The 13,142-nt window shown below is 39.8% G+C and carries 15 protein-coding genes; 7 read left to right on the plus strand and 8 right to left on the minus strand.

Translation table 11 applies throughout. The annotated features are described in order from the left end of the window. Positions 1 to 351: 351 nt before the first annotated feature. The 4 genes from FXW07_RS15925 to FXW07_RS15940 form a co-directional block, all read right to left on the minus strand. The gene (locus FXW07_RS15925; RefSeq protein WP_229396288.1) at positions 352 to 1,200 is read right to left on the minus strand and encodes a methanogenesis marker 8 protein; all 849 of its coding nucleotides are present in this window, start codon (positions 1,198 to 1,200) and stop codon (positions 352 to 354) included. 688 nt (positions 1,201 to 1,888) lie between these two features. Continuing rightward, complete coding sequence (locus FXW07_RS15930) at positions 1,889 to 2,548, minus strand: NAD(P)/FAD-dependent oxidoreductase (protein WP_229396290.1); 660 nt, start codon at positions 2,546 to 2,548, stop codon at positions 1,889 to 1,891. Between the two features lie 450 nt (positions 2,549 to 2,998). Next, a complete protein-coding gene (locus tag FXW07_RS15935) occupies positions 2,999 to 3,877 on the minus strand; it encodes a tetratricopeptide repeat protein (protein WP_229396292.1) in 879 nt (292 codons plus the stop codon). A gap of 966 nt (positions 3,878 to 4,843) precedes the next feature. Then, complete coding sequence (locus FXW07_RS15940; protein ID WP_048120488.1) at positions 4,844 to 5,353, minus strand: response regulator transcription factor; 510 nt, start codon at positions 5,351 to 5,353, stop codon at positions 4,844 to 4,846. A gap of 242 nt (positions 5,354 to 5,595) precedes the next feature. On the opposite strand from FXW07_RS15940, the gene FXW07_RS15945 reads away from it, so the two are divergent. After that, positions 5,596 to 5,877 (plus strand): helix-turn-helix domain-containing protein, encoded by a 282-nt coding sequence (locus FXW07_RS15945; RefSeq protein ID WP_048120486.1) that lies wholly within the window; start codon positions 5,596 to 5,598, stop codon positions 5,875 to 5,877. 390 nt (positions 5,878 to 6,267) lie between these two features. Here FXW07_RS15945 and FXW07_RS15950 read toward each other — a convergent pair whose 3' ends face one another. Together FXW07_RS15950 and FXW07_RS15955 are read right to left on the minus strand one after the other, a co-directional pair. Beyond that, the gene (locus FXW07_RS15950; RefSeq protein WP_229396294.1) at positions 6,268 to 7,197 is read right to left on the minus strand and encodes an FAD-dependent oxidoreductase; all 930 of its coding nucleotides are present in this window, start codon (positions 7,195 to 7,197) and stop codon (positions 6,268 to 6,270) included. Between the two features lie 55 nt (positions 7,198 to 7,252). Then, positions 7,253 to 7,495 carry a thioredoxin family protein gene (locus FXW07_RS15955; RefSeq protein WP_048120482.1) on the minus strand — a complete coding sequence of 81 codons (243 nt, stop codon included), beginning with the start codon at positions 7,493 to 7,495 and terminating at the stop codon, positions 7,253 to 7,255. 175 nt (positions 7,496 to 7,670) lie between these two features. Between FXW07_RS15955 and dph5 the strand changes: the two genes are divergently transcribed. The 6 genes from dph5 to FXW07_RS15985 all read left to right on the plus strand — a co-directional run bounded on the left by dph5 (position 7,671) and on the right by FXW07_RS15985 (position 11,503). Further along, positions 7,671 to 8,471 (plus strand): diphthine synthase, encoded by an 801-nt coding sequence (gene dph5, locus FXW07_RS15960; protein ID WP_229396296.1) that lies wholly within the window; start codon positions 7,671 to 7,673, stop codon positions 8,469 to 8,471. 39 nt (positions 8,472 to 8,510) lie between these two features. Continuing rightward, entirely contained in the window at positions 8,511 to 8,792 is a 282-nt protein-coding gene (locus FXW07_RS15965; RefSeq protein WP_048120480.1) for a DUF357 domain-containing protein, read from the plus strand. Between the two features lie 126 nt (positions 8,793 to 8,918). Then, positions 8,919 to 9,080, plus strand: a complete 162-nt coding sequence (locus FXW07_RS15970; RefSeq protein ID WP_229396298.1) for a hypothetical protein — start codon at positions 8,919 to 8,921, stop codon at positions 9,078 to 9,080. Between the two features lie 75 nt (positions 9,081 to 9,155). Continuing rightward, entirely contained in the window at positions 9,156 to 9,545 is a 390-nt protein-coding gene (locus tag FXW07_RS15975; protein ID WP_048120478.1) for a DUF555 domain-containing protein, read from the plus strand. A gap of 266 nt (positions 9,546 to 9,811) precedes the next feature. Next, complete coding sequence (locus tag FXW07_RS15980) at positions 9,812 to 10,711, plus strand: carbohydrate kinase family protein (RefSeq protein ID WP_229396300.1); 900 nt, start codon at positions 9,812 to 9,814, stop codon at positions 10,709 to 10,711. A 120-nt stretch (positions 10,712 to 10,831) separates the two neighbouring features. Further along, a complete protein-coding gene (locus FXW07_RS15985; RefSeq protein WP_048120476.1) occupies positions 10,832 to 11,503 on the plus strand; it encodes a diphthine--ammonia ligase in 672 nt (223 codons plus the stop codon). A 430-nt stretch (positions 11,504 to 11,933) separates the two neighbouring features. Here FXW07_RS15985 and FXW07_RS15990 read toward each other — a convergent pair whose 3' ends face one another. Both FXW07_RS15990 and FXW07_RS15995 read right to left on the minus strand, forming a co-directional pair. Continuing rightward, entirely contained in the window at positions 11,934 to 12,095 is a 162-nt protein-coding gene (locus FXW07_RS15990) for a hypothetical protein (protein WP_229396302.1), read from the minus strand. A gap of 318 nt (positions 12,096 to 12,413) precedes the next feature. Further along, the gene (locus FXW07_RS15995) at positions 12,414 to 12,851 is read right to left on the minus strand and encodes a hypothetical protein (RefSeq protein ID WP_229396304.1); all 438 of its coding nucleotides are present in this window, start codon (positions 12,849 to 12,851) and stop codon (positions 12,414 to 12,416) included. Positions 12,852 to 13,142: the final 291 nt, after the last annotated feature.

Consider the following 13,142-nt stretch of genomic DNA (forward strand, 5'->3'; position numbering starts at 1 on the left):
TCAAACATAGTTAATTTTAAATATTTTTACCTTGTTGTGTTTGTTTTTTATTTCCGTCTTATTGAAATTTTTACTATTTTCACTGTCGTTAATTTTTCCTGTCTAAAGTTGATACTTGCCAGTAACCAGAACAAGAATTTAATTTTTCTAACCTTAGTTAACTTGACTATGTCACATTACAAGGTAAAACGTCATCATTAGATCTCGTGTGTCAAATATATCGTTCGTAGTGAAATAGATAACAGCTATTGAAATAACTATATAATCTGACAACGTCAAGTTAAAAAGCCGGATTTAAAAAGAACATTGGCCTTTCAAAAAAGAAAAAATAATGACTCTATAAAGCCATTTTTACTTCAGTTCTTTTGGCTGTTTGTGATCAGGAAGCACAGGTAGAGCCATAGTATTGATCAGAACCGGGCTTTTGATATCCTTTGCCCTTTCGATCACAAGTTCCTTTCCTTTCTGGGTAAGAGCAAAAAGTGGAACTGCAGTTCCCACCTGAGCAAGAGGCTTTACGAGGTCTCTGATAGGCTTTGAAGCGCAACTGGTCACAATGTCTGAATTTTCCACCAGGCTCTGAGCTTCTTCCCTGTTTAAGCCTGTGACATGTACGCCAATTACTATCAAATCAAGCCCGAGTTCGGCTTCAAGTTTCCGTAACTCTTTTGCGGTTTCTGCGAAAGCTGCGGTTACTGCAATTTTTTTGTACCCGAGTTCTGCTGCCTTTTTAATGCCTGCAACAGGGTCCATTTTTGCAGTTGAAGGGTCAAGCACAATTCCGCCACGTTCCTGAATGCCGTTTATGATGGCATCGATTGGTTCGGTTTCGACCAGACCGGACATCCTGCCGCCCATACCCTGAACGAGAATAGGGTTATTGGAAATTACAGTGCCTGCACCTTCACAGGCTGTTACTGTTGTGTCGAGTAAACCCCTACTCAGGCCTGTCATCATAACTTCCGATGCTCCAAACCCAACAAAATCCTCGAGTTCCAGTAGGCGTTTGTCGGTGAACATTCCAAAGTCATTGATCCTGAATTCCATGTTCTTCTTGACTTCTTCAGGGGTGATCTTCTTAATTCCGCGGATTTTGGCAAAGAGGGGGCACCATTCGACTTCAGGCTCTCCTACTTCGATAACCTTTCCATCTTTTACGACGACTCTTGTTTTTCCAAGTAATTCCATTATATGAGGCATAGTTCCACCTTTACTGGCTGAGCAAAAAAATAATTGTTAAGAAACTAAAATTAGGTAAAAACAACAGTTAAGGTTTGTGGCTATTTATATAATAGCTTTTGGTTTTGGGAATTTTTGATTTTATCCTAACTTTACCTGGAAATTTTCAATACTTGAACTGTAGTTTGCAGGCCACTTCTCGATCTATTGAGTTTGGAAAGTTGAGCCCACGCTTCATCGGTTAAGCATTAAATAACTACTTTGTCAGGTTGTCCCAAAAACAGTTGCTCTGTACTCTGAAAAACAGCTGAGATAAAAACATTAAAAACGCACATGAAATTTTTCGAATAACATGAACAGACAAATGAAAGTACTTTCACCTTACTTTTTTGCCCTTTAACTCCATCATTATCTTGGGCAAGAAGGCTGTACTTATTTAGGTTCTTGAAGCCGTCAAGAAACTAGCCAGTGAATTGCCATCGAAGGCTCAAATTCAAGGGATTGTAATGAAAAATTATATTTTTCAGGTTGTCTCAAAATAACATTTGATTCTACAAATGGGTTAAAAAACTAGATTTTAAAGCAAGTGTGTACCTTAATTCCAGAATAATTTCCGGCTTACATTTAAAGTCAACAATATAAATTGCCCAATTGTAGGAATAAGTTGAGTTTTGAGACAGCCTGTTTTGCCAATTTTTGCACCAGAATCTTATAGTCCGACTTGAGCTTTGAAATTCTCAAGACCAACGTCGTCAATGTATTTTCCAAGTCTCTTTTTAGTACCTGAATTTTTGTAATAATCAATTATCCTATCAATGGCCTCAATGACTTCTTCTTCAGATAATTCCTTTGCTACAACGTCACCAAGTCTTGGAGATGCAGCCACGGCACCTCCTACCATCAGGGTATATCCTTTGGAAGTGCCAATTACCCCAATGTCTTTAATAGCTGATTCAGAGCAGGAGTTTGGGCATCCTGAGACGCCTATCTTTAGTTTAGAAGGCATAGACATTCCGTGATATTTCTCATCGAGCTTCAGACCAAGCCCCAGAGAATCTTGCTTTGCCTGCTTACAAAAAGTTGTACCGGGACAAATCTTTATACTTCTTACACATAGTCCTACAGCCGCCCCTGGTTTGATTCCAAGATCAGCCCATATGTTATCAAGATCTTCTTCTTTCAAGCCCACAATTGCAATTCTCTGGGCAGAAGTTATTTTAAGAGCCGCTGCTCCATATTTCTCAGCAGCATCAGCAATCTTCCTGAGAGTTGCAGGATCTACAACACCTCCTGGAATGTGGGGGGCTATTGTGTAAGTTTCACGGTCTCTCTGAACAATTGCGCCTTTTTCAAGTAAATTATCTTTCATATAGATATGTCTCCAAGCGATTAAGTCAAGTGTTTTCAAGTGATTAAGTCAAGTGTTTTCAAGTGATTAAATCAAGTTTACAAAGGTTAACATATATTTACAGTGGCCTTTGAGCCTAAAATATATCTAACTCTAGTAGACTTGACTGTTCCCTTTAGTTTACAAACTATAATAATTATTAAATTTATTTATAATTAATTATATGAAAAATTGGTTCTGAACAAATAATATCTCCGCATAAAATGTTTTTTTAGCAAACAACATTTAAATATTTATGATTATATAATCACAAGGCTACATAGTGCAAATATGTCAGGAGAAAAGAAAACTTTTGGAGAAAAGAAAACTTTTTGCCGTCAGTCCTGAGAATTCTGGAAAGGAGTTTTCGACTAACGGCTTCTTCCAGCTCTGGGTCTTTGATTTACATGGAAAAAACTGAGGTCTGGCTACTCAAAGGAGATCAGAATACATCGGGTTTATATCGACTGCTTTCTCATAGGCCTCCATCGCCTTCTGGTGTTTCTTAATCCTGTCGTATACGATGCCTTTACCAATCCAGGCTTTTGTAAAACTTGGATTAATATCGATAGCTCTCTCAAAAGCTTGAAGTGCCTCTTCGTATTTTTCCAGGTCTCTCAGGGCAATTCCCTTATTATACCAGAACCGAGCATTATCGGGATTTGTCTTTATCTTGTTGTCAAAAACCTCCACGGCTTTTTTGGTATAAAGTTTTGCTTCATCGTGTTTTCCAAGCCAGCGGAGAGCTACACCCTTATTATAAAGGGCCTTCCCGTTCGCAGGGTTTAACTCAAGAGCCCTGTTAAAAGCGCTGATGGCTTCTTCATAACTTTTTATCTTGCAGAGCCCCATACCCTTCTTGCACCACTCACTTGCGCTCATGGAACCCAAATTATAATTCTTCTCATAGAGGCAGATCGCCTTCTCAAAATCATCCATAGCTTCTTCGTATGCCTTCATTTCCCTCAGAGCCATTCCCCGCCTGTACCAGACTTCAGGGTCTTCAGGAGCGAGATATGTAGCCTGGTAGTATGCATCCATAGCTTCTTTATACTGCATAAGGCCTACAAGCAGTTCACCTTTAGAGCACCAGGTCTTCGCATCCGTAGGATTGATCTGAAGAGACTTATTAAGAGCATCAAGAGCTTCATCATATCTGAAAAGGCTTTTCAGAACCATACCTTTGCTAAACAGAATTTTTGCATTGTCAGGGCTTATTTCCAGAGCTTTATTGTATGCATCCAGAGCTTCTGTAAATCGTCTAAGTTCATGGAGTGCAACACCTGTATTGTACCACTCGTTCAAAGTCATCACTCAACCACACCTTTTTCCAATAATGTTTTTCCACTTTTTATCACATCTACTCTAGCAATAATAATATGCCTTCAGAGCGTTAAATTAATTTTGTACTTTAGCTCCATACTAAAAATAAGGAGATATCTACAGTTTCATGTCATGATTTCTGTTTTAAAGACAAATTTACAGTTATACATGATTTACAGTTATACATGATTTACAGTTATACATGATAATGTATGTTTTTGCTCTTTTTTAAGGATTTTGAAAAATTCATTTACTTTAATATTTTAAAAATAGAGTTTTCACAGAGCGAGCAAGAATTCGATAAAGTTCGATAACTTTATACATGTTTTTTCAATTATTTGTAAAATTAATAAAAATATATTTATTATAGCTTCAAAATTCCTCCGTCTTTCTTTTATTTAATTAGTGTTTTTGCCCTGACATGAGGAAAGTTGATCTATAAAATAAAACCTGAAAAATCCGGTAAGTTTGATTTTGGTAAAAGTTGAGATTGCCTCCTCTCACGGCCTGCCAAAAGTCTAATTATTGACTTTTTACATTGAGGAATTGAGGAATTCTCTGGTCTGGAGAAACTTATGTAAGGACCAGATGCTTTAATTAGGGCCGAACTTAGCTCTGAATACCCCCTAATCTTTTTAAAGTTTATTAAAAACATCATTTAAAAATAATAACGATAAATATCCCAAGAGTCCCGGCACACTTTATAAACTAATTAGTGTAATTTTGGGTGCTCGTAAAAATAATGATAGAGACATTTTAGAAAGACATTCGATAAGGAATTTAACAGGAAATTTTCTGAATCTATTTAAAAATAATTATAATACATAAAAGTATTTCTGACACACAAAAAAGTTAAAAATTTTAAAGGGATGCTCTGAAAAGCTCTTCAGAGCGGCCTTTATATCCTACTAGTTTTAATACAAAAGAGTTTTCTGTTAGAAGCTGGATTTGGAGTTAGAAATGCGTGCGTTTCAAGATCATTCCTACTCTGACTCGCAGTTCCACAGGGTTAAAAGGCGTAGTAACGTAGTCGTCAACTCCCGATTCAAAAGCTTCAATCCTGTTTTTTACCTCTCCTTTTTCACTGAGTACCATAACCGGTATCCACCAGTATCTTGAACTTGTTCTAATTTGTTTGCAGATTTTGAAACCTTCAAGGTCTGCAAGCCCAGTATCCAACAAGACAAGGTCGGGTTTTTCAGCTTTTATGGCTTCAAGTGAGGAAAAACCACCAGGGACTTTGACAACATTATAATTTTCAGCTTCAAGTGTTGCCTTAATACTGAGGGCACTATTTCCATCCCCCATTATTAGTATTTTCTGCCGCGTGTCTATAAGATTTGCGATTCGGGTCTTTATCAGTTCTTCTGGAACTGAAAGACGGGATGCAATCTCTCTCTCACTTATTTCAGGTTGTGTTTCGATTAATTTCAAAATCTCATGATCAAGATTTTTATTATTCATCACCCTCCATCACCATACAGTATATATTTTCTTAGCTTTTAAACATTTCTCAAATCTTTTGAAAATAACATGGTTTTAAAGTTAATACAGTCTAAAGAGTATAGAGTTATCCAAATATTCAGAAGACTTCTTATGAATCGCCGGCTTGACCAATTAGGAGATAAGTTTATAACCGTAAATAGCAAGTTAATATTGGAAATAAGAATCACTTACAGAGAACAGCCACCTCTGAGATGATATAAATGGATCCAATGGAAAAAATTTTTGGTAAAACCGCACAGATGACAGTACTCAAGAATCTAATTGAACACCAGAACGAATCAACCTACCTTTCGGGGATAGCTGAAGAAACTGGCCTGTCTCACTCCAGCGTATCAAGGGTTATTACACCCCTGATCGCATCGGGCATCGTCATAGAAAAGCCTCTGGGAAAGCAAATCCGGACTTTCCAGTTGAACATGGACAATGAGGCAACAAGGCTGATAATAGATTTCTACGATAAAATCAACCATATGCTGGAATAAGCCTTAAAAACAAAAGTACGGAAAACGAAAAATAGGGGCAGAAACGGTCTACTGTCCCGTCTTTTAAATTTATGAACAGTTTTGAATTTTGAACAATTAAACTTTAAGGCAAATTCAGCCTGAAGGTCTTGATTAGAATCATTCTTGATTAGGATTACTCTTGATTAGGATCACTCTTGATTAGGATCGCTCTTGATTAGGATCGCTCTTGATTAGGATCGCTCTTGATTAGGGTAACTCTTGATTAGAGTAACTCTTGATTAGAGTGACTTTTGATTAGAGTGACTTTTGATTAGAGTGACTTTTGATTAGAGTGACTTTTGATTAGAGTGACTCTTCAGGTAACCAATCTCAAGCAACTTTAGCCAGATATCCTTATTTAGATAGTTTTTATGTAGTCTCTTTTTTGAAGTCCTCTATATACACGCTCGCAGCAGTAGCTGCCAGTGCTCCATCTCTAACAGCTGCCACAAGTTGCCAGATTGGGGTATCACGACAGTCTCCTACAGCATAAATTCCTTTCTTTGAGGTTTCAAGTAAGTTATCCGTACTGATAAAGCCCTCATCATCCTTGTCCACGTCAATGATTTCAGTGTTTGGATGAATGCCCACGTAAATAAAAACACCGTCTGTGGCCAGTTCGCGCTGTTCTCCGCTTTTAAGGTCCTTATAGTTTATTTTTTCGACTTTTCGAACTCCCCCGCTGCCTCCCATGATTTCCAGAATCTGGGCATTAAAAATGAATTCAATATTCGGAGTTGCAAAAGCTCTATCCTGAAGGACTTTAACAGCTCTCAGCTGGTCTCTCCTGTGAATAAGATATACTTTCCTGGCAATTTTTGAAAGAAGAAGAGCATCAGTAACTGCTGAGTTGCCGCCCCCGACCACCACAACAGTTTTGTTTTTAAAAAAAGGCCCGTCACATATGGCACAATAAGAAACCCCTTTACTGATAAACTCTTTCTCACCAGGCACGTTCAGACGCTTGGGGTTTGCACCTGTAGCAACTATGACAGCTATTGATTCAAGATCTCCACTGTCAGTGGAGATTATTCTCTTTTCTCCTTCAGCGCGAACGGAGAGGACTTCAGTTATCTTTGTTTCTACCCCGACAGCCTGAGCATGAGCCTTATATTTTTCCATTAATTCGAGCCCTGAGATAGCTGGAAAGCCAGGATAATTTTCCACGAGATCTGAAAGCGCAATCTGTCCGCTAATTTCACTTTTTTCAAGAACCAAAGTATTAAGTCCGAGGCGTACGGCATAAATACCGGCTGCGAGCCCTGCAGGTCCTCCTCCTATAATTATAAGGTCATACATACTTACCTCCTGAACCCAGAAAACAGTTTCAATAGAATACCCTTTTGAGATTTACTCAGCTAATACGAGATATAGCATCAGCTTTTTTCGGGAGGCCTGTAAAAGCTACCTCTCCATCAATAATGGTCGTAGGTACTCCAACTATGCCATACTTATCTATCAATGCCTGACCCTCTGGAGTTTCCACATCTATTTCCTCGTATTCAAAGTCATACTCGGATTTCAGGTCTTTCCAGAATCTTCGAGCTGCCGGACAGGCAGTACACCAGCTGGCGTGAATAAGCGTAACTTTAGCCATAAAAACCCCTTTAAAAATTACAGTTGTAAATCAAATTACAGTTGTAAATCCATTCTAATATTAATTTACATATATAAATAAGTTAAGAATATCCTCAAATTCGGAAAATAACGAATTATTGCCTGGATATGTTCAAACAAAAAGCTTTAAACTAGCAGGGCTCTTAAAGCGGGCTATGCTTACATTTATAGGTCTGGGCCTTTTCGACGAATATGACATTTCTTTAAAGGGACTTGAGGCTATCAGGGAAGCTGATATGGTTTACGCGGAGTTCTATACATCTTTTCTCATGGGTACGAACCTTGAAAAAATGGAGAAACTCTACGGAAAAAAAGTCTTTTTGCTTTCAAGAGAGGATGTGGAGCAGCACCCTGACTGGCTCTCCAAAGCAAAGGACAGCAATCTTTGCTTCCTGACTGGCGGAGATACAATGGTCTCCACAACTCATGTAGACTTACGCCTGAGAGCTGAAAAACTGGGGATAGAGACCCGCCTGGTTCATGGGGCTTCAATTGCCTCGGCTGTCTCGGGTCTTGCAGGACTGCAGAACTACCGCTTCGGGAAATCCGCAAGTATTCCTCATCCCTATGAGAGCAGAAGAGGCACAAGGATAATCTCGGAAACTCCTTATGATATTATAAAACAAAACCTGGAACTTGGCCTGCATACCCTGGTGTTCCTGGATATAGATAAGGAAAAAGGCTATATGACTGTAAATACTGCCCTTGAGTTTCTCCTTGAGGTTGAGGAAAAAAGGGGAGAAGGAATTATGCGAGGAGCTATTGCAGTAGGAATAGCCAGGGCAGGCTCTGAAAAGCCGGTCGTAAAAGCAGATTATGCGGAAAAACTCAAGGACTTTGATTTTGGAAAACCTCTCCACATCCTCGTAATTCCTGGAAAACTGCATTTTCTTGAAGCCGAAGCGCTTGTGAAACTTGCAGGAGGCCCAGCAGGATTTATGAAAGAAGTGGAGTAAAGAAGAGAATACTGTTTATAGCGCCTACTGGTGATTATAATGCCTGCTGATCTTGATGAAAAAGTCAAAAGATATGAGGATATGTTAAAAAGAGCCCTCCAGAAAGCCAAATATTCCCCAATCCAGGGGTCTCATATGTATGCCGTTGCAAAGGATTATTATACAATGGCAGAAGCCTACTATAAAGATGGGGTGTATTTTCTGGAAAATAGAGATCCTGTAAATGCCCTTGCCTCCTTCAGCTATGGTCACGCCTGGCTCGATGCGGGAGCAAAACTCGGGGTTTTTGCAGTTGATGATGAAACTCTTTTTACTATATAAATGAGAAATGAGAATAAAAGAAAAATGACTAGAGGAAAATAACTAGAGAAAAATGACTAGAGGAAAATAACTAGAGAAAATGACTAAAGAAAATGACTAGAGGAAAATGACTAGAGAAAATTAAAAATGCCTGAACCTGATTCTGGAAGAAAGCACAGATACTCAGCTGAAAGGATTAAAGTTGTGGGACCAAGAATTAAAAACTTAACTGAAAAACCATATAAAAGCAAACATGATACTGTTTATTTGAAGCAGAAACAATTTTATATACATTATTCTATTCTTTAGATTCTGTGAAAACTTTTCCCTATCGGGAAATCTTCTTAAAAAACGTGCATAACTGAATAATTATGGTGGACAATAATGAAAAACTTCCATGTGGTACTTGAAGCAGCTTGGTTGGTTAGAGATGTAAAGACGGCTGATGATGCTATAGGAGTCGCGATTTCAGAAGCTGGAAAACGCCTGAATCCTAAATTGGATTTCGTAGAGGTTGACGTGGGAACTACATCCTGCCCGGTATGTGGTGAGCCCTTTAGCAGTGTTTTCATAGCGGCAAACACCGCTCTTGTAGGTCTTATTTTTGAGATGAAAGTTTTTGATGCTGAGTCTGCCGAACATGCGGAAAGGATCGCAAAATCTGTGATCGGAAAATCTCTCCGGGACATTCCTTTGACGGTTGTGGAAGTCACCGAATTCGAAAGGCCAGCTGAGAAGAGCGAACAGCAGCATAAGAGCAAAACAGGAAAATAAAAGTTTTTTCCCAGAACCTTTTGGGAAAGAATAAAACATTATGATGCAGTTAGTTATGTCTATGGGTTTTGTTCATGACTGACTTTATAAGGCTGAAAAGAATATTTCGTTAAGAAAAGAGCCTTTTGTAAGAAAAGAGTATCTATCACTGATCGAATCCCAGCAAAAAAGCAAGTTTTATCTCTCCTTCAGGCTTTGTTTTTAAAGTTGGACCCGGCGTAAAGAACCGGGTTTTTTCACAACCCATGAAAAAAAGAGGACACTACATGGACAGAATAATTTCCATCGTAGGGCATACTGCCCTTGATTACATTGTAGATGTTGAAAGAATCGCAGGAAAAAACGAGTCATCACCTGTCATTGACTATGAAGAATATCCTGGTGGAGGGGCTGCAAATATTGCGGTTGCCATTGCAAAGCTGGGTGGAAAGAGCCAGTTGATTTCCCCTGTAGGCACAGATTTTGTAAGTTCAGGATATGAAAAACTCCTTACAGATGCGAATGTTGACCTTTCCCGCCTTTATAGAATTGAAGACCGGAAAATTTCTAAAGCCTTTATTTTCACTGACAGGGAAGACAACCAGACAACCTATTTTTACTGGGGAGCTTCTTCAAAATTCAAAGAACTTGAACCCGAACCTGTTGATTTTGTTCATCTTGCAACCGCTGACTCGGTGTATAACGCTAAACTTGCACAAATTGCCGGCTTCGTCTCCTTTGACCCTGGCCAGGATCTTGTTACGTATTCAAAAGAAAACCTTGAACTCATACTCGCTCATACTGACATCCTTTTTGCGAACCGGCACGAGATAAAGCGAGTTTCAGAGATGACCGGAAAAAGTTTCTCGGAACTCAAGGCAATGATCAACATAATTGTGGTCACATATGATTCTCAGGGCAGCAGGATCTACACAGGTAAAGACGAATTTTTAATTCCTGTAATTTCTGTCCAGGCTTCAGATCCCACCGGAGCAGGAGATGCTTACAGGGCAGGTTTCCTTCTTGCCTTCACAAGAGGATACCCGCTTACCACCTGCGGTAAAATTGGGTCTACTGTAGCTTCTTTTGCTGTGCAAGCACGAGGTTGCCAGACAGACCTTCCCACCTGGGAAGAAATGAAAGCTCGTTATGAAGTTAATTTTGGAAGGCTTGAGAAAGAGTGCTGAAATTGCAAATGCCGAAGAAGCATGATCAAAAGTCAAAAAGTATATAAAATATTACATAATGATCCACGCATTATAACCCCCCGACGTACGAAATAGATATTAAAACAAAAAGGGATGCAGATGAAACTCGCAGCACTGATTTCCGGTGGCAAGGACTCGATTTTTGCCATATATAAAGCCCTCCAGGAAGGGCATGAAGTCACCCACCTGATTAATATTGTTCCCGCAAGGGACGATTCCTATATGTACCATTCCGTCAACCTCCACATGGTAGAACTAATCTCTGCCGCCTGTGAAATCCCCCTGATTCAGCAGGAGTCCAGCGGAATAAAGGAACTTGAACTGGATGACCTGACCCTTGCCCTCAAGAAAGTAGATGTAGACGGCGTATCCGTAGGTGCAATTGAGTCCCAGTACCAGGCAGGCAGGGTGAAGAAGATCTGCGATGCCCTGGGGCTTAAGGTCTATACTCCTCTCTGGCACAGAGACCCTGAAGAATTGCTCAATGAGATGTCAAAAGTGCTCGATATCCGGATCGTCAGAGTCGCAGCTGACGGCCTTGACGAGTCCTGGCTTGGTCGCCCTATTAATGTAAACTCGATTGAGCATCTCAAAGCGCTGAACAAGCGGTACATGGTTCACATGGCCGGAGAAGGCGGAGAATATGAGACTGTTGTGCTCGATGCCCCCTTTTTTAAAAAGAGGATTGAGATTGTAAAAAGTGAAATTGAATGGCAGGGTGACACTGGCTCCTTAAAGATCTTGGAAGCAAAACTTGTCGATAAAAAGTGATTGTCAAAAAAGCTTCCTGAGAAACAGGTTAATCCCAAAGATATATTCATTTATTTCACAATTTAGAAGTGCCATAAGCACTATAACTCTTTAAAACATGATCTTTGTATTTTATATATTTTAATTTCTCATTTTTTATTCTTCAACTTTTCATTTTTTATTCTCCAACCTGACTTTGAAAGTTAAATAAAAATAAGTGCTCTTTGTTTTGGGTTATTGGATACAATGTACATCACAAAACAAGGAGCCTTCCCTACAATTTCTAACCTACAAGACCGAGGTGGACAAACCTGGTGAAGGATCTCACTCTTCTCTGTCCTTGGTTGGCGTCATCGATCCACCGCGAGCCGAAACAAAAATCCTGACGACGACAACTTTACTACCGTTGTCAGATTACTGGAATAAGGCCGTCACATCTACAAAAATCTGTTCAACTACATACGTTTCCAGAGAGGGAAACTGAGCTTCGTCTCCTGCAACGAATCCTGGGCCTGACCTCGCTGAGCAATGACCAGTGGCTGATCTGCATCATGTTGTTATTGCCTTGCGGCTTGTCGACGAGGTTATCAAGTGTTTCCTGCGCAGCAGTCACAGCACCCGCCCAGGCACAAGTGGCAACCCCTGAAACCATTTGTGATATGCCTGCAATTACCGGGGTATATCAAAAAGTGTAATTGGAGTAGGAGAATGAAAACAATTTCTTTAATGATATCCTGTGCTCTTTTTTTAGTCGAGTATCCCGTTGCTTGCAGTGAGATCCACCAGCTAAATTTTGATTAAGTTGATATCATCCGGTGTGCAAATATTGATTTTCGAATTGATTTCTGCAAAAGCCGGCTGTTAAGTGAACGAAAATGGGAAGCGGGTTTAAAAATGTGAACAATAAAGGTTCCGGGTAAAGTCCGCCTTTTTAATACTTCCCCGTCATCTTCGCAATCGTCCTGTGTATCCCATGTATACTGAACCCGCTTCCGAGGTACATCATCGGGCAGTGTTCGGTCATGCATTCAAGGCCTTCTGCCTTGCAGGTGTCAACAGCTTTTTCGGTTTCTGTTTTCCAATGGAGCCAGATTTTAGTTATGCCTTTCTCCTTCAGGGCAGAGATAAAGTTTCCAGGATCAGTTATTGTGACGCCCAGTACGGCGCGGTTGAGGCCAGCTGGAAGTTCAGAGACTTTTCTTAAAGAGCCGGGTTCCGGCTTGTCGGAAAGATCAATGACATAGACGTCTTTGCCTCGGTTTTTAAGTTCGGATATGGCCCACTTCATTGCAGGCTTTGTATTATCGGTGACGAATGCATAGGTTTTTGCGTTCCAGAAGTTTTCCCTTTCTGGTGTCGTTGGTTCCATCTTGAGTTCCCCCTATTAGATTCTAAATTAAGTATATCTTCTGGCTCATATAAAAATCACAATGCAGTTTTCAGCCAGCTTCCGACCACCACAGGAAGAGGTTCTGAGATATCAGGCCGGATAATATCTAAATGGTATAAAGAAGTATATAAAGATTAAAAATATAAAAGGAGCGCAGATCCGGCTAGGATTCTGCTTATTTTTGCCTATTTCTACCTATTCCTACCTCTTTTTGCCTATTTCTGCCTATTTCTGTATATTTCTGCCTATCTTTGCCTATTTCTGCCTGTT

Source organism: Methanosarcina sp. DH1 (assembly GCF_020804205.1).
In the GTDB taxonomy this organism is placed as follows: domain Archaea; phylum Halobacteriota; class Methanosarcinia; order Methanosarcinales; family Methanosarcinaceae; genus Methanosarcina; species Methanosarcina vacuolata.